Here is a 20,213-nt window from a genome sequence, read left to right as displayed (position 1 = left end):
GGATGATTTCTACAATGCATATTTTTAAATACAACATCATTTTGGTGTCAATGGGATTACTTAGCCTAAACATGGCGCATGCAGATTCGATGACAGAAGTTGAACAGTTACGTAATGAAGTTAAACAATTACGTGAAATGATTGAACAACAGCAACAGGTGCAAAATAAGCAAATTGTGGCATTGGAAAATAATGTTAAAGCGGCACAGGTTGTATCGCAGGCAAAGGATCAAAGCTTTGCACGAACAAAAGCAGGGGCAGAAGTAACACTATATGGGAATATTCGTGCGGATCTATTGTATCAGTCGGAAGGTGGAAGTGCCGATCGACTGTATAATCAGATCAATAGCGTACCGCTTAAAGGCCATAATGAAAGTAGTGATCAATTAAAATCGACTCTTGCAGCGACACGTTTAGGTTTAGATTTTAAAACTACTGACAAAGATATTTCGGGAAAAATTGAAGTTGATTTCTTGGGCGCGAATGATGGACTTAGAATTCGCCATGCCTATTTTAATTATGGTCAATGGTTGATTGGTCAAACATGGTCTAACTTTGCAGTTCCCGATTATATGCCAGAAACAATTGATGCTTTGGGTTATGTGGGGGGCGCTGTTAAACGTGATGCACAAATTCGTTATACCCATAAATTTAATGCAGAAACACAGCTGGTAACGGCTTTGGAAGATTCCAAAGATGCCTTATCGAATATGCGGATCCCGGTTTTATCAACTCGACTAAATCAATCATTTGCTGATCGAGCGGGTGCATTGAGTTTGCGAGGCATGGTTAGTGAAAAGAGAACTGTGGCAGATAATGAACTCGCTTGGGGTGTTGGACTTGGAGCAAAATACGATATTTCTGCAAAAACCACACTTAAAGCAGATTATTATCATGTTAAAGGTGATTCCAGTTTAGTGTCATGGACGAACCAAGGCTTTGCTATAGATGCCAATAAAAATATCATGGCGCTGAATCAATTTGACTCAATCACTGTGGGGGTGACGCAACAGTTTAACTCACAATGGCGAGGAACATTGGGATATGGCTATATGAAAGCGGATGAAAATCAGGATTATATTCGATATTTGAGTGATCCGACTAAAGCCAATAAAACACTTTGGCAAGCTTGGGCCAATGTATTTTATAGCCCGAAAAAGCCGTTAAGTTTTGGTCTGGAATATGTTTATGGTGAGCGTAAAGCCTTTGTTGCAGCGCCTAATGGACAGGATACAGGTGAGGACAATCGTTTTAATGCGGTTGCGATGTATAATTTTTGATAAATACTTCTATTAGTCTTCTTACGAAAGTAGGCTTTTAGAGGATATTAAAATGAGGTGAAGTCTTTAAAAAAAATATCAAACTTATACCATTCTATAAACGTTAATTCATATGGTGATAAAGTTTGTACGGCCATACCTTGCATTTAAAGTTTAAATATATTTGCGTAGGCGATGCCTCCCTTTTCAGGGATGAAAAGGGACAAAAATCCTCTGTTGGGTGAGAGGTACGTCCTGTACCCCCACCCAACGGCGACATCCATGTCGCCTCACGATAGAATGACCATGTATGGTTCAATAATGTATAAAGCTGTTTAATTTATATGATGATCAATTTATGGATTGATGTTAAATATTCATTTTAACTAACACAAAATTTTATTAAATAATGACTTTAAAAGCATTTTTTAAAAATAACATGAGTAATTTGGTGAAAAACCTCTTTTAATTTGATTTAAACGAGGTTTTTATATTGTTCGTTATTCGTTTAAATTAAGCGGATTCTTTTAAAAATAAACGGATTGCTTGGCTAAATTTCACGGGTTCTGTAATAAGCGGCGTATGCCCTGAACGTTTAAAAATAATATTTTTCGCATTGGCTAAACTGTCAGAAATTTGCATTTGACCTTCAGCAGGATAGAGTGATGACTTTTCCCCAATAAAGAATGTAGTCGGACATTCCAATTGTGAAATTGCCTGACGATAATCTTCATCATGGTTGAGATAATTATCGATATACCAAGTTAAATAATCCATTCGACGAATAGGCAATAAATGTTTTTGTAATTGTGGATGTTTAAGCGCCAAATTAAACATAAATGGGCTTAATTTATTACTGCCTTGAATTTTAATAAAATTTAACCAAATTTGAATCAGTTCAGTTCGTGGCTCAATCGGTAATTCATCAACAAAACGATAGTTTGAATATTGATGTAAAAAATCAGAGAAGTCTTTTAGCAATCTTTTAATTTTAAAATACTTTTTCCCAAATAAACCAAATTCCCATGTTTCATCCGTTGGGATTTTAGGGGTTTGATCAATGTGTAGATAAGCTTTGAGTTTTTCAGCCAAATTGCCATATTGCATCCCATGCATGGCAGTGGTTGCTCCCATGGAATAACCCATAAGGATAAAATGATCTAAATTTAACTGCTCAATTAAGCTTTCAAGATCACGCCAATGGTTGCTAATCGCATCGATTTCTTGAGGGATCTTACAGGTTCTAGAGCCACCAAAGCCACGCCAATCTGGGATATAAAATTTATAATGTTTGATATTAGGCAGTAAAAAGGGAAGCCATTGCCAACTATGCATACCTAAACCAGACAGGACCAGTACAGGTTCACCCTGACCAATTTCACGGACAAATAATTTTTCACCATCTGGCATTGTATAGTGTGGCATGCAGTTTCCTATGAATTCTCTTTATTCTCAAACGCTTTAAGCTGTGGAATGACTTGGTCGAGCCAATTGATCCAGCCCATTTCTAAGTCTATACCCAATTGTAAAATCATTTTGTGAATATATAAAGTTCGATCCAGTTGCTCGATTTGTTCAAAATCTTTGGAAAAAATCTGGCGGTATAGTTTTAAATTTTCACGATGTAATTCTAAATGACGCTCAAGTTCAGGTAAAACAGTATTTCCACCAAATTGTGCTTCTGCCCGTAAGCGAACCATAATTTCTTCACGAAGCTGGGCAGGCTGGCCTTGTTTGACCATCCAGTCTGCCAGTTCGACCCGTCCAAGTTGCTCAACTTGATAAGTTTTTTTACGGCCATGATCAGACTGATCTTCAAGGGTGGAAATCCAGCCTTTCTTTTGCATGCCGTTAAGTTCACGGTAGATTTGTTGATGCGTTGCATTCCAGAAGAATCCCATAGATCGGTCAAAGCGTCGCGCCAATTCAAAACCTGTACTTGGCTTCTCTATCAGACTGGTCAATAAAACATGGGCTAATGACATTGTGTAATATCACATCAACAAAATGAATATAAAGTCATTATGCAACATGTTGCATAAAAATCAAATCTCGATTATAAATACTCACACTATGCAACTTGTTGCATTAAACAGATATGAAGTGTCATTTAACAGATTGATAGCTAGCGAGAGCACGCCAAGGGAGTTCACATGTCTAATTATCCGCATTTACTTGCGCCTTTAGATTTAGGCTTTACCACATTAAAAAACCGTGTATTGATGGGTTCAATGCATGTTGGACTAGAAGAAGTCCAAGGTGGATATGAACGTATGGCTGCATTTTATGCAGAACGTGCAGCAGGTGGTGTTGGTTTAATTGTGACGGGTGGTATCTCGCCCAATGATCATGGGGTAACATTCTTTGGTGGTTCAAAACTGGATCATTTAGAAGAAGCAGAAAAACATAAGGTCATTACCAAAGCTGTGCATGATGCTGGCGGTAAAATAGCACTGCAAATTTTACATACAGGTCGTTACTCATATCAGCCTGAAAATGTTGCACCATCTGCGATACAAGCGCCAATCAATCCAACTAAACCGCATGCTTTAACTTCAGCAGAAGTTCATCAAACCATTGCAGACTTTGCCAATTGTGCAAAATTGTCACAAATCGCAGGTTATGATGGTGTGGAAATCATGGGATCAGAAGGTTATCTGATCAATGAGTTTATTGCTGCACGTACCAATCACCGTGATGATGAATGGGGCGGAAGTTATGAAAATCGTATCCGTTTCCCGATTGAAATTGTCAGAAGAACACGTCAGGAAGTCGGCGAAAACTTCATCATTATCTATCGTTTATCTATGCTGGATTTGGTTGAGGGTGGTTCTACACTTGAAGAAGTGATTCAACTTGCGAAAGAAATTGAAAAAGCTGGTGCAACCATTATCAATACTGGAATTGGTTGGCACGAAGCACGTATTCCAACCATTGCTACCAAAGTACCGCGTGCCGCATTTACTTGGGTGACCAAAAAATTAAAAGGTTCGGTCAAAGTTCCTTTAGTGACCTCAAACCGTATCAATACACCTGAAATGGCTGAGCATGTCTTGGCTCAAGGCGATGCCGATATTATTTCGATGGCGCGCCCAATGCTTGCAGATTCGCATTTTGTATTGAAAGCTGAACAAGGCCGTGCTGATGAAATCAATACCTGTATCGGTTGTAACCAAGCTTGCTTAGATCATATTTTTTCAATGAAAATTGCAACGTGCTTGGTCAATCCACGTGCATGCTATGAAACTGAACTTATTTTCAAAGAATCGCCAGTTGCTAAAAATATTGCTGTGATTGGGGCAGGTCCAGCGGGACTTAGTTTTGCAACATATGCAGCTGATCGCGGACACAAAGTCACAATCTTTGAAGCATCTAATCAGATTGGTGGTCAGTTTAATATTGCAAAAACCATTCCTGGCAAAGAAGAGTTCTATGAAACTTTACGTTATTTTAAACGTAAAATTGAATTACAACCGAATATCAAACTGGTACTTAACCATACTGCAAGCTATGAAGAGTTAGCGACAGGTGACTTTGATGATGTTGTGGTGGCTACAGGTGTAACACCTCGGCATTTAAATATTGAAGGTATCGATCATCCAAAAGTTTTGTCATATATCGAGGTTTTACGTGAGCGTAAACCTGTCGGTAAGAAAGTAGCAATTATTGGTGCAGGCGGTATTGGTTTTGATACTGCTGAATATCTTTCCCATGAAGGCGAGAGTGGCAGCTTAAATCCACAAAAATTCTATGATGAATGGGGAATTGATACATCCTATGAACATGTGGGTGGCTTGAAACAACCTGAGATCGAACAATCTCCTCGTGAAATCTACTTACTGCAACGTAAAGCCAAATCTGTTGGTGCTGGTTTAGGCAAAACAACAGGTTGGATTCATCGTACAGGTTTAAAACATCGTCATGTCAATATGATTCCTGGCGCAAGTTACGACAAGATTGATGATCAGGGCTTACATATTACGGTTGGCGACAAAACCATGATTTTAGATGTCGACAATGTGGTGATTTGTGCAGGTCAAGAACCCTATACAGCAATGTTTGATCAACTCCAAGCTGATGGAAAATCTGTACATTTGATTGGTGGTGCGAAAGAAGCGGGCGAGTTAGATGCGAAGCGTGCAATTCGCCAAGGTGCTGAATTAGCAGCTGTGATTTAAAAGGATTAACGCTGTTTGAACTCCTTCTCTTTAAGCCATGTGTAGTGCGAAGCATGCTGCGAGAGAAGGGATTTTATGAATGATCTTTAAAAATGATGGACATGAATTCAAAGTATTTCAAATCAAAGGGATATAAAAATGAGCTATACAAATACAAAACCTGCAATCCAAAAATGGCACAACATGCTGGAAAGTCGAGACATGAGTCTTTTAAATGAATTACTGGCAGATGATGTGGTTTTTCGTTCACCTGTGGCTTATAACCCCTATGAAGGTAAGCAAGTGGTCTTTTTCATTTTAAGTAACGTGATTCAAATTTTTGAAAACTTTACTTACCATCGAGAATTTTTTACAGAAGATGAGCAAAGTGTAGTTTTAGAATTTTCTGCCAATGTTGGTGAAAAAAAATTAAAAGGCATTGATATGATTCGTTTTAATGAACAGGGTCAAATTGTTGATTTTGAAGTGATGATTCGACCAAAAAGTGGTTTGGAAGCATTGGCAGCTCAAATGGGGCAACGTATGGCCAGCTTTATACCTAAAGCCTAATTACGTATATACTGCAATAAATAAAATTAAGCGTGAAAAATTTCTTAATTTTTAAAATGATGATGAGTGATAAAAGAGTTGAGGTGGAAAATGTCTGTATTACATAAGTTTACTGAGATTAGCCAAGATTTATTGGATCAAGTGACAGGTGCTGAATTACCAAAGCTTTATTTTAATCAGCAAGGGAAAATGTCTGAGATTATCAAGAAACTGCCTCAACTACAGGATAAATATCGTCCTACACCATGGCTCAGCAATACCCATGCTCACCTGTTATATTTTGATTTAATTAAGAAAAAATCCGTTAAGCTGGACTATGATCGAATTGATCAGCTGACCATGCAAGATGGCGGTGTTACGGCAATTGCTTGGTATGGCTACGATTTACCACAAGAAACCCCAACTATCGTGATTATGCATACGATTACAGGCACACCTGACAGTATGCGTGAATTGGTCAAAGATCTCCATGAATATACGGGATGGCGTATTGCATTATGTTTGCGCCGTGGGCATGCGGGCTTACCTATGCCTGTTCCTTTAATGTCGATTTTTGGTTCAACTTCTGATTTAAAAGAGCAATTGGCTTCGATTCAAGACACATTTCCACAATCTGATCTTTATGCAGTAGGTTCTTCCGCTGGTACAGGCCTACTTGTGCGTTATCTTGGTGAACAAGGCCTAGATACACCTTTTAAAGCTGCTTTTGCCATGTGCCCTGGTTATGATACTGAGCTTGGATTTCAAAATGTCCATCCTTTCTACACCAAAGTCATGACCAAAAAATTGTTTAAGGCATTTATTAAGCCCTATGAGCAAACATGGACACCATTACATTCTGTACAAAATGTTCTACAAACGAAAACCCTACAAGAGTTTCAGACTGAATATTTTGAAATGGCTGGTTTTTCAGATTATGAAAGCTATTCAAAAGCCACCAATCCAATTTATGTATTTGAAAATGTTAAAATTCCATTAATGATTCTAAACTCAGAAGATGATCCTGTATGTTCAATCAAGAATTTAGAGCCGTTTAAAGAAACCATTCAAAATATGGATAATGTTGTGGTGGTGACAACCAAAAAGGGCAGTCATTGTGGTTTTTATGAAGGACTCAATACCAAATCGTGGGCTTCTCGTTTAATGGCTGATTTTTTAAGACAGTATTCATGATGATACGCAGTATCAATAAATATTTATTTAAGTTAAAAATTGACAGATCAAACTATTATCATTTGATTTGTCAGTTTTAATTGCGCAACTGGGTGTTTTATTGATCCTAAGTTGCTAGGTTAAGATAAATATTAGACTTCTTTCATAAGTCCATTTTAAAACACAGATCAACATAAAAATTCCCCTCATCCTAGCCTTCGTCCAGTGGGAGAAAGCACTTTCAATATCGATAGATTCACTCTACATGATCATTTTTTGAAGAAAGAAAGATCTTTATTTAAAATAAAGGCTTATTTAAGCGCTAAATAATTCCAAACAAAATTTATCTTTTGCGAGTAAATAATATTGCTACGAACGATATAAATATCTTGAAAGAAACTATAACCATCAAGTATTTTTAATTTATTTTCATTTATTTCTTCTTCAATCAGTAAGCGAGGTAGCCAAGCTACACCTAAGCCTTGTAAAGCCAAGGCTTTTAAGTCACTGGCATTATCCGTTTCATATAACGTTCGGTAATTGAGTTTACTTTCTATAATTTTATCTACGCATTTTCTCAGATAGGCTTGTTTACTATAGGCTAAAAGAGGGAATGTTTGATTGAGTTGGTAATTAGGTAATCCATTTTTACTGGCTGTAACAGGTACAATTTGCATATTTACAATTTTATGATAGGTAAAAAGTGTGAGATCCAATTGTTGTAAAGTGAGTTGATCACAATAACAAATGAGAAAATCACAAGAACCTTCTTTTAATAAATGTATGCCTTGTTGCAGATTTGCAGCAATAATTTCCAACTTTAGATCATTATAGTCTGAGTATAGTTTTTGAATAAATTTTGGAAAAAACTGCGTGATGAGTGAGTGTGATACTGCAAATTTAATTGAGAGTTCATTATCTTTAATGTTTTTTTCTAAATATTTTATTGTTGTATCCATTTGGTTCTGAATATTTTTTGCTGTAGAAAGCAAGACTTGACCAGCATCTGTAAAATCAATGTTTTTACTATAACGCTTTAAAATTTGAAACCCTAACGACTCTTCAATATTTTGTATTCTGCGTGTAAAAGCCGATTGAGTGATATGACGTATCGCTGCAGCTTTAGAAATGGATTTTTCTTGGTCTAATGCAAGAAGATCCTCTATCCACCGAATTTCAAGCGTCATGTTCAATCACCAATCAATATTTAACTCAAGCAAAGTATAACAAGTGATATGCAAAAAATGCATACAGATATATTTTTTTACATTGGTCAAGTTTAGATTGTTTCACCTAAGATGAATTGATTATCTTCGTAGAGTTACATTGCAAATGAACATTGAAATTAAAACGAGAACTGAGAAAGATTTATTGGGAATGAAAGAAGTCCCATTTCATTGCTATTACGGTGTACAAACATTAAGAGCGGTTGAGAACTTTAACCTAAGCGCCCATAAATTAAGTCATTTTCCTATTTTTATTCAAGCGCTTGCTATGGTGAAGTCAGCTTGTGTAGAGGCTAATTTTAAATTAAATAAAATTGAAGAAAATAAATATAAAGCGATTCAACATTCATGTCAGCAATTAATAAATGGTTCATACCATAATCAATTCCCTATTGATATGATTCAGGGTGGGGCAGGAACTTCTACAAATATGAATGCAAATGAAGTTATTGCAAACATTGGATTAGAATTTCTTGGTCATGCAAAAGGCGAATATCAATATCTACATCCCAATAACGATGTAAATATGTCTCAATCGACCAATGATGTATATCCAAGTGCAATAAAAATAGGTCTATTATTTGCATTGGATCATCTCAATGTTCCGTTTAAAAAACTAATTGAAAGCCTAGGTCGCAAAGCTGAAGAGTTCTCTGATATCTTGAAAATGGGACGTACTCAGTTACAAGATGCGGTACCGATGACATTAGGGCAAGAATTTAGTGCTTTTGCGCATACCTTACAAAATGATTTGCAAACGTTAAATCATATTATGCCAGATTCACTCAGTGTGATTAATTTAGGTGGGACAGCAATCGGTACGGGGATTAATACCGAGGTTGAGTATCGCTTAAATGCCATTCAAGCTTTATCAGAAATCACGGGTAAAAACATTTCAAGCTCACCTGATTTGATTGAAGCGACTACAGATATGGGCGACTTTGTACTTTTATCGAGTTTGCTCAAACGTACTGCAACCAAGTTGTCTAAAATCTCTAATGATTTACGTTTGTTATCGAGTGGACCGCGCACTGGTATAGGTGAGATACAATTGGAACCGCGCCAGCCCGGTAGTTCAATCATGCCAGGAAAAGTAAATCCAGTAATTCCTGAAGCGATGAATTTGGCGTGCTATCAAATTATTGCAAATGATTTAGCAATTACTTTGGCTGCAGAAGGTGGTCAACTACAATTAAATGCGTTTGAACCATTAATTGCACTTAAACTATTTGAATCTATTGAGTTATTAGGCAAAGCGATGCAAATGCTGAATGAAAAATGCATCCAAAATATCCGTGCCAATGCGGCGCATTGTCAGCATTTAGTGGATAACTCAATTGGTATCATTACGGTGTTAAACCCATATTTAGGTTATGAAACCACTACACGAATTGCAAAGATGGCAAATGAATCTGGGGAGAGTGTTTTGGCTTTGATTAAAGCAGAGGGATTACTTTCAGATGAAATTTTAGCAGATGTTCTTGCTGTTCATAATCTGGTTCAGCCAAAACAACATGCGGCTTAGTTTTTAAAAGCTAAAGGTACAATTAAACTCATTCATGACTTATATAAGAAATTAAGTTTCATATGGCATATGCAACTGAATACTTATACGGAGTTATAAAAAAAGGGAAATTATCATTTCCCTTTTTTTTAGCAATGCAAAATCTTAGTTTTTCAAAGCTGGTGTAGCAGCAGCGATGGCAGCGGCAACAGCATCATCTTCAGATTGTGCTGAACCAGAGCTTGCTTTTGGTGCTGGTGTTTTGGTTTGTGCAGTTTCAGTTTTTACTGACTCTGCTTTTGCAGGCTTCGCCTCAGTTGCAGCAGGTTTACTTTCCGCTTGTGCACTTGGCATAGTTGCATGGGCTTCATGCGTTGTTTCACGGCGAATTTCAGTGCTTGTATTTACTGTTTCTGTGCGTTCAACTTCTACATGCGCCGGAATTTCGACTTGTTGTGCATTATTCTGCTCAACGCTTGGTAAGCTTTCAAACTGTGTAGGTTCAGAAGTCGCAGGTTGAGCAGTTTCAACTTTCTCTGGCTCAGCTTCTTTAGGCTCTTCTTTTTTTACACAAGCAGATACCAAAAGCGCTGTCGCAATTGCACCACAAATTAAAAATTTCTTATTCATAATGACTCAAAACAAAACGTATTAAAGAGATGTTACTTAGTATAACAGCAAAATGATATTTAAAAATCACCTTATCAAGTGCTAATTTTTTATTGGAAATGCTGATAGAATAGCCAATTGTTTATTGTTCTATGAATTGATGTGAATTGACTTTGCTTTCTTGGTACAAGGTAAAGTAAAATCGCACAACATTGTAGGCCAATTTAGGCTCCATTGTACGAGAAACTTAATGACCCATTTTATATTCGTAACTGGTGGTGTTGTATCATCACTAGGTAAAGGTATTTCAGCTGCTTCAGTTGCTGCACTTTTAGAAGCCCGTGGTTTAAAAGTAACCATGGTCAAAATGGATCCATACATTAATGTCGATCCTGGGACTATGAGCCCATTCCAGCACGGTGAAGTATTTGTCACAGAAGATGGTGCTGAAACTGACTTAGATTTGGGTTATTACGAGCGTTTCTTACGTCGTGCCAAAATGACCAAATTAAATAACTTTACATCAGGTCGTGTTTATCAAGACGTTTTAAATAAAGAACGTCGTGGTGATTACCTCGGCGGTACAGTACAAGTTATTCCACATATTACGGATAATATTAAAGAACGTGTTCTTCGCGCTGGCGAAGGTTATGACGTTGCCATTGTGGAAATCGGTGGCACAGTAGGTGACATTGAATCTCTCCCATTCATGGAATCTGTACGTCAGTTGATGGTTGAACTTGGTCATAAACGTACCATGTTGATGCATTTGACTTTATTACCTTATATCAAGTCTGCTGCTGAACTTAAAACCAAACCAACTCAACATTCTGTTAAAGAATTATTGTCGATTGGTATTCAACCAGACATTCTGATTTGTCGTACTGAACATGATGTTGACGCAGATACCACCCGTAAAATTGCACTCTTTACAAACGTTGAAGCGCGTGCTGTTGTGGTGTGTAAAGATGCACGTTCAATTTATCAAATCCCACGTACATTCTATGAACAAAATGTTGATGATTTAATCTGTGAACGTTTTGGTTATGACAGCTTGCCTGAAGCCGATCTTTCGGATTGGGATCATGTGGTTGAAGCATTATTGAATCCAGAGTACACAGTTCGTGTAGCGATGGTGGGTAAATATGTTGAATTGCCAGATGCATATAAGTCTGTCAATGAAGCACTTTTACACGCGGGTATTCAAAATCGTGTCAAAGTTCAAATTGACTATATCAATGCTGAAGAGCTTGAAAGCCAAAATCCTGCTGAAGTATTAAAAGGTATTGATGCAATCTTGGTTCCTGGCGGTTTTGGTGAACGTGGCACTGAAGGCAAAATGCAGGCGATTCAATATGCTCGTGAAAACAAAGTACCTTTCTTGGGTATTTGTTTAGGTATGCAATTGGCCGTGATTGAATTTGCTCGTCATGTTGCTGCTATGCCAGAAGCGACTTCTACAGAGTTTAATCGTTCAACAAAATTCCCATTGATTGGTTTAATTACTGAATGGTTAGATGAACGTGGTGAAATCCAGCATCGTAGTACTGAGTCAAACCTTGGTGGCACAATGCGTTTAGGTGCACAAAAATCAGAATTGGTTGAAGGCACTAAAACACGTGAAGTTTACGGCAAAGCTGAAATTACGGAACGTCATCGTCACCGTTATGAAATGAATGATCGCTTTATTCCTGCAATTGAACAGGCAGGTATGAAAATTTCAGGTTATTCGACAGCGCAGCATCTTGTTGAAACTGTAGAAATTCCTGAACATCCTTGGTTTATTGCTGTACAATTCCACCCGGAATTTACAAGTTCACCACGTGATGGACATCCATTATTTGCTAGTTTTATCGATGCCGCTAAAAAGCAGCACCAAAACAGCAAGTAAGTATGTAAGAACTTAAACTAGGAAGTTTAAATGTCACAATTAAAACCACAAGAAATTGTACGTTTAGGCGATATACAAATGGCAAATCACTTGCCATTTGTATTATTCGGCGGCATGAACGTACTTGAGTCGAAAGACTTGGCTTTTGAAATTGCAGAAACGTATGTCGATATCTGTACTCGTTTAGAGATACCGTATGTATTTAAAGCCAGTTTTGATAAAGCCAATCGTTCAAGCTTACATTCGTTCCGTGGCCCCGGTTTGGAAAAAGGCATCGAATGGTTAGGCGACATTAAAAAGCATTTTAATGTTCCGATTATTACCGATGTTCATGAACCTCACCAAGCTGCAGCTGTCGCTGAAGTTGCTGACATTATCCAGCTTCCTGCATTTCTCAGTCGTCAGACTGATTTGGTTGAAGCAATGGCGAAAACTCAAGCCATTATCAACATCAAAAAAGCACAATTCCTTTCTCCTCGTGAAATGAGCCACATTCTAAACAAATGTTTAGAAGCGGGTAATAACAAGCTCATTTTGTGTGAACGTGGTACGTCATTTGGCTATAACAACTTAGTTGTTGATATGTTGGGTTTCGACATCATGAAAGAAATGAATGTGCCAGTATTTTTTGATGTCACGCATGCATTGCAAACCCCAGGCGGTCGTGCTGATTCAGCAGGTGGTCGTCGTGCGCAAATCACGACCTTAGCACGTGCGGGTATGGCAACAGGGCTTGCAGGTTTATTTTTAGAAAGTCATCCAGACCCTGAAAATGCAAAATGTGATGGTCCTTGTGCATTACGTATGTCACAGCTTGAGCCATTTTTAGCACAGTTAAAAGAATTGGATACCTTAGTTAAAGGTTTCAAAAAGTTAGATACACATTGATGCGCTTAGAAAGCATCTTATTTTTAATCAACTGAGGAATTATTCATGAGCCAAATCGTTGACATTCGTGCACGTGAAATTTTGGACTCTCGTGGTAACCCAACCATCGAAGCAGACGTAATCCTAGACTCTGGCGTTGTTGGCCGTGCATGTGCACCATCTGGTGCTTCAACTGGTTCTCGTGAAGCTTTAGAACTTCGTGACGGTGATCAATCACGTTACTTAGGTAAAGGTGTTCGCACTGCAGTTCAAAACGTAAATGGTCAAATCAAAGACTTATTAAAAGGTCAAAACGTATTTGAACAAAAAGCGCTTGATGACAAAATGATTGCGCTTGATGGCACTGAAAACAAAGAAAAATTAGGTGCAAATGCAACATTGGCTGTATCTTTGGCGGCTGCACGTGCGGCTGCTGTTGAGAAGAAAACTGAATTGTTCCAATACATTGCAGATCTTCGTGGTCAAACAACTTTGTCTATGCCTGTTCCAATGATGAACATCTTGAACGGTGGCGCACATGCAGACAACACTGTTGATATTCAAGAATTCATGATTGAGCCTGTAGGTTTCACATCTTTTGCTGAATCTTTACGTGCTGGTGCTGAAATTTTCCATGCTTTGAAATCTGTATTGAAAAAGCAAGGTTTAAATACAGCAGTTGGTGATGAAGGTGGTTTTGCACCTAACTTACGTTCAAATGAAGAAGCAATTACTGTTATTCTTTCTGCAATTGAAACAACTGGTTATAAAGCAGGTTCTGATATTATGCTTGCGCTTGATTGTGCATCTTCAGAATTCTACAAAAATGGTCAATATATTCTTGCAGGTGAAGGCAACAAAGCATTCACAAGCAACCAATTTGCTGACTATCTTGCTGGCCTTGTTAAACAATATCCAATTATCTCAATTGAAGATGGTTTAGATGAGTCTGACTGGGAAGGTTGGAGCTATTTAACTTCTATCCTTGGTGATAAAATCCAATTGGTTGGTGACGATTTGTTCGTTACAAACCCTAAGATTTTACAACGTGGTATTGATGAGAAAGTAGGTAACTCTATCTTAATCAAATACAACCAAATCGGTACTTTGTCTGAAACTTTAGATGCAATCTATCTTGCTAAAGCCAATGGTTATAGCACTGTGATTTCACACCGTTCTGGTGAAACTGAAGATTCTACAATTGCAGATCTTGCAGTGGGTACAGCAGCGGGTCAAATCAAGACTGGTTCACTTTGCCGTTCTGACCGTGTTGCAAAATATAACCAGTTGCTTCGTATTGAAGAATTGACTCATGCTGCTTATCGCGGTAAAGCTGAGTTTAAAGGTTTAAATTAATATCTTTTATTGATTTAAATTAAAAAAAAGCCATTCTTTTATTTGATATAGGGAATGGCTTTTTTATACGCTAAAAAATAATCATGAATAGTCTGTTTTAAGAGAAATTTAATATCATGTAATTGATTGATAATAAAATTTAAGGTAAGAATTTAATTCACTTAGTTTATTGAAAAAGAAAATTTATAATAAATAATATCGCGATATGTGAGTTTTTAGCATAAAGATAATTTTTAGATGTTTAATTACAAAGTAGATTATTGATCACCCACTTATTTTTTATAAAGATAGAAAACTTATTTTGTTCTAGTTTTGCAGTTTTCGCATAGTTTAGTGTTCTTCATACAAAATATTTGATGTATATTAGCATCTTAATTTAATGCTGTTACTCAAGACGCAAATCCATGTTAGAAGTCTTTAAAACAACTTCAAGTAAAGTGATTGCAGTACTCGCGATTTTAATCGTTGTGGTATTACAATATCGCTTTTGGTTCGGTGAGGGTGGTCATTTCCCTCATCAAGCTTTACTACAGCAAATTGAACAGCAAGCTGAAGTCAATGCTGAGTTAAAAGAACGCAACCGAATTCTTGCTGCTGAAGTGTATGATTTAAAAAATGGTGCTGAAGCCATAGAAGAACATGCACGTTTAGACCTTGGTCTAGTCAAGCCACATGAAACTTTTGTACAGATGAGTACCATCAGTACCCATTACAAACCTATTTATACCGATCCAAGTGTAGATTTAAGAACCAATGAAGATGACAACGAACCTGCGCCAGAACAACCGTAAAATTTGGGCAATTGTTCCTGCGGCTGGCTCAGGGCGTCGTTTTTCAAAAACCGAACTTAAACAATACCAAGTCATCCAAAATCAAACAGTGTTAGCGCATACCATAGCGCGTCTAAACGATTTACCGCTTGCGGGTTATGTACTGGCTGTTGGTGAGCAAGACCACTATGCGCAAACATTGCCATTAAAAAATAAACATTTGAGTCATTTTTGTTTGGGTGGTGCAGAGCGTGTTGATTCGGTTTTAAATGCGTTGCGTTATTTAGAACAATTTGCACAAGCCGATGATTTGGTTTTTGTACATGATGCTGCTCGTCCTTGTGTGACACAGCAATGTCTTGAAAACTTAGTCGATACCGCAATAAACCTGAACAGCAGTGCGATTCTTGCAATTCCTGTAAGAGATACTTTGAAGTGTGTTAAAAATCAGCAAGATATCAATAAAACAGTCAGTCGTGATCAATTGTGGCAAGCACAAACACCACAAATTTCTACCTTTTCAAAGCTTAAAACAGCAATCGAAACAGCTTTAGTGAATAATATTGTCATTACAGACGAGGCGAGTGCATTGGAATATATCAATGAACCTGTCAAAGTGGTCATGGGGCGTTCTGATAATATTAAAATTACCTATCCAGACGATTTGGAGTTAGCCAAGTTAATTTTGCAATCGCAGCAATAAAACAACGAAAATAAAAATAATTATGCATTGATTGATTTTCTCAACCGCTATTTATCTCTATAATTTGACCAGATTAAACTAGGTTTAAGATTTGTATTCATGACACCATCGCCACAGTATAAGTTTTTACGTCAATCAGTCAGAGATGGTTTAAGTATTAATCAAAAAGTTTCAAGGTGGGACAAACTACACCTTGATCCTTGGTTATTGGGCTTTTTAATTATCAATGCGATTTTGGGTTTATTGATGGTCTATAGCGCATCTTCTGAAGATATGTCTATGGTCATTCGACAAGCCGTGAGTTTCGGTGTTGGTTTTGTTTTACTTTTTATTTGCGCACAAATTCCACCAAAAGTATATCAAGCGATTAGTCCTTGGTTTTATTTGTTTGCAATTTTGTTGTTGATTCTGGTTTTATTGGTCGGTGATGTTCGATTAGGCGCAAAGCGCTGGCTGACTATTCCAGGGATTGGCAGTATGCAACCCAGCGAATTTATGAAGTTTGCCATGCCATTGATGATGGCATGGTATTTTGCACGTAACCCGTTGCCGCCTAAGTTTAAACACATTGTAATTGCTTTGATCATCATGATGGTGCCTTTCGTATTGGCGTTGTTACAGCCTGATTTAGCAATTGGTATCGTGATTGGTGGCGTGTTTGCTTTGTTTTTAAGTGGCATGTCGTGGACTCTAATTATTGGGACCTTAGCGGCATTGGCACTGGCTTTTCCTTTAATTTGGACTTTTGTATTACAAGCTTATCAAAAGAAAAGGATTATGACCTTATTTGACCCTGAGTCAGATGCGCTTGGGGCAGGATGGAACATTATCCAATCTAAAATTGCGATTGGTTCAGGCGGAATGACTGGGCGTGGATTCTTAGAAGGAACACAGTCTCAGCTGGGTTATTTACCTGAGCATCATACTGATTTTATTATGTCGACCTATGCAGAAGAATTTGGCTTTATTGGGGTGTTCTTCTTATTTGCACTTTATACTGCAATGATTTTTAGATGTATGATCATTAGCTTAAGCAGCTTCCATAACTATGGTCGCTTATTGGCAGGTACGATTGGTTTGTCTTTGTTTTTCTATGTATTTGTAAACTCGGGTATGGTCAGTGGGATTTTACCTGTAACTGGCGATCCATTACCGCTGATGAGTTATGGTGGATCAGCCGTAATTGCATTGTTAGCGAGTTTTGGTATTGTTATGTCTATCCATACGCATAAATAAAATCTTTGCAATTTAGAGTTTCTCAATCTAAAGCTATTCCTTCTCTTTTTTAAGAGAAGGATGCTATCAAACATAAATAAAAATATTTTTCTTAAAATTAAATCGCTTATATAGTCAACCTATCAAAAACGCAGATACAAAAATACAATTTCTCCTCATTAATAAAGATCTTTCATAAATCAAAATATGATCCTGTGGAGTGAATTATATTGGTATTGAAAGTTTCTTCTCCCTGTGGGAGAAGGCTAGGATGAGGGAGCTTTAGTTTCAAAAAACATAAGCTTTATTTATCATCAGTGACTTGATAGAAATCACTTTTATGAATAACTAGGTGGTTTGACTATAGCTTACTGATAGTTTAAAAATCATGTGATATTGTGAATGATTCATCTATTTAAAGTTGAATAAAAGCTGACATTTCAACATCAAATCGGTATTGCTAAATCTGTTCTAAGTGCTAAATTAAAATAGTCATATAAATTATTTCTCTAACTACATCATTTTTATTATAAGACGATTAATTCGTATAAGGTTCGGTTCAGTATGCATATCATCATCATGGGGGCAGGTGTTATTGGTACAACATCCGCCTACTATCTAAAACAAGCAGGTCATGAAGTCACTGTGATTGATCGGCAACCCAATGTGGCTTTAGAAACCAGTTTTGCCAATGCTGGGCAGATTTCTCCGGGTTATGCATCACCTTGGGCTGCGCCAGGTATCCCACTAAAAGCATTTAAATGGATGTTTCAACCACATTCACCACTGGCGATTAAGCTAACAGGCGATATGCATCAGTATCAGTGGATGGTGCGTATGTTGGCTGAATGTAATATCAATCGCTACCAGATCAATAAAGAGCGAATGGTACGAATTTCTGAATATAGTCGTGACTGTCTGGATGAGTTACGTGCAGAGACCAAGATTCATTTTGATGAGCGTCAACTAGGCACATTACAACTGTTTCGTAAACAACATCAATTGGATGTGGCAGGCAAAGATACCGAAGTTTTAAAACATGAAGGTGTACCATTTGAGTTATTGGATAAAGCTGGGGTTATCAAGGCTGAACCTGCTTTAGCCCATGCAACAGTTGATTTTGTTGGTGGTTTGCGTTTACCCAATGATCAGACAGGCGATTGCCAAAAATTTACAACGGAGTTGGCAGAACTTGCTGCCAAGCAAGGAGTCAATTTTTTATTTAATACGGTAATCGAATCAATCGAAAAAGATGCTGAACGGATTACCGCGATTCACTTGAAAGATGGTAGCAAAATCAAGGGAGATGCTTATGTCATGGCATTGGGCAGTTATAGTCATGAGATGCTCAAACAATTAGAGATAGATGCACCTGTATACCCTTTAAAAGGCTATTCGATCACCACCAAAATTGTTGATCCGGCACTTTCACCGGTTTCTACAATCTTAGATGAGTCTTATAAAATTGCCTTAACCCGTTTTGATGATCGAATTCGTGTAGGCGGGATGGCTGAAATTAATGGTTTTGATCGCTCTTTAAAATCTAGCCGTGAAGACACTTTGCTTATGGTTTTACAACAATTATTTCCAAATGCAAGTGACATATCAGATGCACATTTCTGGACGGGTTTAAGACCAGCCACGCCTGATGGAACCCCGATTGTTGGTAAAACAAGGTATCAAAACCTATATACCAATACAGGGCATGGAACTTTAGGTTGGACCATGTCATGTGGTTCAGCAAAATTATTATCCGATATTATTTCTGGAACCACCCCACAAATTGAATATGATGATTTGAATGTGTTCCGATATGACTCAGTGAATCACTAAGACGATTGTTAAGGCGATATGAATCAAAATCACCAAGTCGCAGAACAGGAAATTTCATTTTCCAATGTGCATTTTTGGCATTGGTTTCTGCTTTTACTTCGTGGTTTTGATGAAGAAAAAGAGCTGAATTTAGATGAGGCGATTCAGGAAGCGGTTGGCTTAGACCCATATAACAAAGAATTAGCCACGTGGTATCAATCATTTCTACTCAGTGAAAATAATAGCATTCGAAATTACCAATTTTCTATTAGTGCGGATATTCGGGTAGATATCCAGTTTGCTCAAGAACAGATCAATTATTATCTAAATGATCTATACATAGGCAATCTGGGTGGGCACTTTGAAGCATGGTTTTTTACGCTAGAAGAGTTTTTGAGTTTTCAATTGAATGATCAGCATTTCTTATTATTTTTAACGATGCTGGGTGTTGAACCTCAACAGACTTTAGAGGCTAAAATTCAAATATCAAAAAGATTAAATAACATTCCGTCATTTCAAGGGCAACAAGATTACATCGCAAATTGTATTGTGAATGGTTTAAAGATGAATCAAGAATTTTATAAAGATGAACAAATCGGGATATTAAATCGACAAAATCATAGTATGCGTAATGTTGAGTTATATCCTGATGATTTGGAACATATAAAAACCATTAATCTTATTTTAAAGCATAATTAAATATGAAAATAATAATAAAAGCGTTGTTTACCGCGATTAGAAATAGGGAAATGAAAAACATTCGCTGTAACTTTGCAAGATGTTCGACAACTTTTCAAGAATTGACAAAGCTTGATGCTGACTTCAATCAAGCTACAACAGAGCCAGAGTCGCTGAACAAGTTAATCGCTAAGCTATTTAATTCTTAAGCAATTTAAAGATCTTAATGTTTAATTTAAAAATTAGAGAATAATTGAACATATTTTACTTGTATTCGAACAAATTCATGGCATATTAATTGCTAATACAAGGAAAGATGATTGCAGGAGAGAAGTCTCTTGCGGACTCGCCGAAGGAGCAACGACCCCGGAAACTCTCAGGCAAAAGGACTGTAATCATTGTAAAACCTCTGGAGAGAAGTCATTCTATTGAAAACAAAAAAGA

17 protein-coding genes and 1 riboswitch are annotated in these 20,213 nt (G+C 37.3%); of the genes, 13 read left to right on the top strand and 4 right to left on the bottom strand.

The genetic code is table 11. The annotated features are described in order from the left end of the window. Positions 1-14: 14 nt before the first annotated feature. Positions 15-1,280: a DcaP family trimeric outer membrane transporter gene (locus AC07U8_RS11410; RefSeq protein ID WP_151803072.1), complete on the top strand. Its 1,266-nt coding sequence runs from the start codon at positions 15-17 to the stop codon at positions 1,278-1,280. 492 nt (positions 1,281-1,772) lie between these two features. On the opposite strand, the gene AC07U8_RS11405 is transcribed toward AC07U8_RS11410, so the two are convergent. Together AC07U8_RS11405 and AC07U8_RS11400 are read right to left on the bottom strand one after the other, a co-directional pair. After that, positions 1,773-2,684: an alpha/beta fold hydrolase gene (locus AC07U8_RS11405; RefSeq protein ID WP_270382466.1), complete on the bottom strand. Its 912-nt coding sequence runs from the start codon at positions 2,682-2,684 to the stop codon at positions 1,773-1,775. Positions 2,685-2,692: 8 nt separating this feature from the next. Then, complete coding sequence (locus tag AC07U8_RS11400) at positions 2,693-3,244, bottom strand: PadR family transcriptional regulator (RefSeq protein WP_004719902.1); 552 nt, start codon at positions 3,242-3,244, stop codon at positions 2,693-2,695. 168 nt (positions 3,245-3,412) lie between these two features. Between AC07U8_RS11400 and AC07U8_RS11395 the strand changes: the two genes are divergently transcribed. The 3 genes from AC07U8_RS11395 to AC07U8_RS11385 all read left to right on the top strand — a co-directional run bounded on the left by AC07U8_RS11395 (position 3,413) and on the right by AC07U8_RS11385 (position 7,159). Next, positions 3,413-5,437 (top strand): NADPH-dependent 2,4-dienoyl-CoA reductase, encoded by a 2,025-nt coding sequence (locus tag AC07U8_RS11395; RefSeq protein WP_151803512.1) that lies wholly within the window; start codon positions 3,413-3,415, stop codon positions 5,435-5,437. A 138-nt stretch (positions 5,438-5,575) separates the two neighbouring features. After that, entirely contained in the window at positions 5,576-5,986 is a 411-nt protein-coding gene (locus tag AC07U8_RS11390) for a nuclear transport factor 2 family protein (protein ID WP_004821860.1), read from the top strand. Positions 5,987-6,076: 90 nt separating this feature from the next. Further along, entirely contained in the window at positions 6,077-7,159 is a 1,083-nt protein-coding gene (locus tag AC07U8_RS11385) for a YheT family hydrolase (protein ID WP_151803513.1), read from the top strand. 290 nt (positions 7,160-7,449) lie between these two features. On the opposite strand, the gene AC07U8_RS11380 is transcribed toward AC07U8_RS11385, so the two are convergent. Next, on the bottom strand, positions 7,450-8,325 hold the full coding sequence (locus AC07U8_RS11380; RefSeq protein WP_209826063.1) for a LysR substrate-binding domain-containing protein: 876 nt from the start codon (positions 8,323-8,325) through the stop codon (positions 7,450-7,452). A gap of 145 nt (positions 8,326-8,470) precedes the next feature. Here AC07U8_RS11380 and AC07U8_RS11375 point away from each other — a divergent pair, with 145 nt between their 5' ends. Next, positions 8,471-9,889 carry an aspartate ammonia-lyase gene (locus AC07U8_RS11375; protein ID WP_494737899.1) on the top strand — a complete coding sequence of 473 codons (1,419 nt, stop codon included), beginning with the start codon at positions 8,471-8,473 and terminating at the stop codon, positions 9,887-9,889. Positions 9,890-10,033: 144 nt separating this feature from the next. On the opposite strand, the gene AC07U8_RS11370 is transcribed toward AC07U8_RS11375, so the two are convergent. Beyond that, on the bottom strand, positions 10,034-10,498 hold the full coding sequence (locus tag AC07U8_RS11370) for an internalin (protein ID WP_494737898.1): 465 nt from the start codon (positions 10,496-10,498) through the stop codon (positions 10,034-10,036). Positions 10,499-10,727: 229 nt separating this feature from the next. Between AC07U8_RS11370 and pyrG the strand changes: the two genes are divergently transcribed. The 8 genes from pyrG (at position 10,728) to AC07U8_RS11330 (ending at position 19,790) form a co-directional block, all read left to right on the top strand. After that, positions 10,728-12,368: a CTP synthase gene (pyrG, locus tag AC07U8_RS11365; protein ID WP_004719920.1), complete on the top strand. Its 1,641-nt coding sequence runs from the start codon at positions 10,728-10,730 to the stop codon at positions 12,366-12,368. Positions 12,369-12,398: 30 nt separating this feature from the next. After that, positions 12,399-13,256 (top strand): 3-deoxy-8-phosphooctulonate synthase, encoded by an 858-nt coding sequence (gene kdsA, locus AC07U8_RS11360; RefSeq protein ID WP_004719923.1) that lies wholly within the window; start codon positions 12,399-12,401, stop codon positions 13,254-13,256. A 45-nt stretch (positions 13,257-13,301) separates the two neighbouring features. Next, the gene (gene eno, locus AC07U8_RS11355; protein WP_004719930.1) at positions 13,302-14,591 is read left to right on the top strand and encodes a phosphopyruvate hydratase; all 1,290 of its coding nucleotides are present in this window, start codon (positions 13,302-13,304) and stop codon (positions 14,589-14,591) included. A gap of 404 nt (positions 14,592-14,995) precedes the next feature. Beyond that, positions 14,996-15,382 (top strand): cell division protein FtsB, encoded by a 387-nt coding sequence (gene ftsB, locus AC07U8_RS11350; protein ID WP_004719933.1) that lies wholly within the window; start codon positions 14,996-14,998, stop codon positions 15,380-15,382. Then, on the top strand, positions 15,345-16,064 hold the full coding sequence (gene ispD / locus AC07U8_RS11345) for a 2-C-methyl-D-erythritol 4-phosphate cytidylyltransferase (protein ID WP_494737897.1): 720 nt from the start codon (positions 15,345-15,347) through the stop codon (positions 16,062-16,064). The genes ftsB and ispD overlap by 38 nt, the downstream gene beginning before the upstream one ends. A gap of 99 nt (positions 16,065-16,163) precedes the next feature. Beyond that, the gene (gene rodA, locus AC07U8_RS11340) at positions 16,164-17,300 is read left to right on the top strand and encodes a rod shape-determining protein RodA (protein ID WP_004821848.1); all 1,137 of its coding nucleotides are present in this window, start codon (positions 16,164-16,166) and stop codon (positions 17,298-17,300) included. Between the two features lie 543 nt (positions 17,301-17,843). Next, positions 17,844-19,112, top strand: a complete 1,269-nt coding sequence (locus AC07U8_RS11335; RefSeq protein ID WP_004719943.1) for a D-amino acid dehydrogenase — start codon at positions 17,844-17,846, stop codon at positions 19,110-19,112. Between the two features lie 18 nt (positions 19,113-19,130). Then, entirely contained in the window at positions 19,131-19,790 is a 660-nt protein-coding gene (locus tag AC07U8_RS11330; protein WP_494737896.1) for an Imm19 family immunity protein, read from the top strand. A gap of 292 nt (positions 19,791-20,082) precedes the next feature. Further along, positions 20,083-20,171: riboswitch (glycine riboswitch) on the top strand. The last annotated feature ends 42 nt before the right edge of the window (positions 20,172-20,213 follow it).

Source organism: Acinetobacter sp. GW821-FHT01E09 (genome assembly GCF_059422385.1).
The sequence above is the reverse complement of the archived record's forward strand: the minus strand, read 5'-3'. Positions and strand labels throughout refer to the sequence as shown.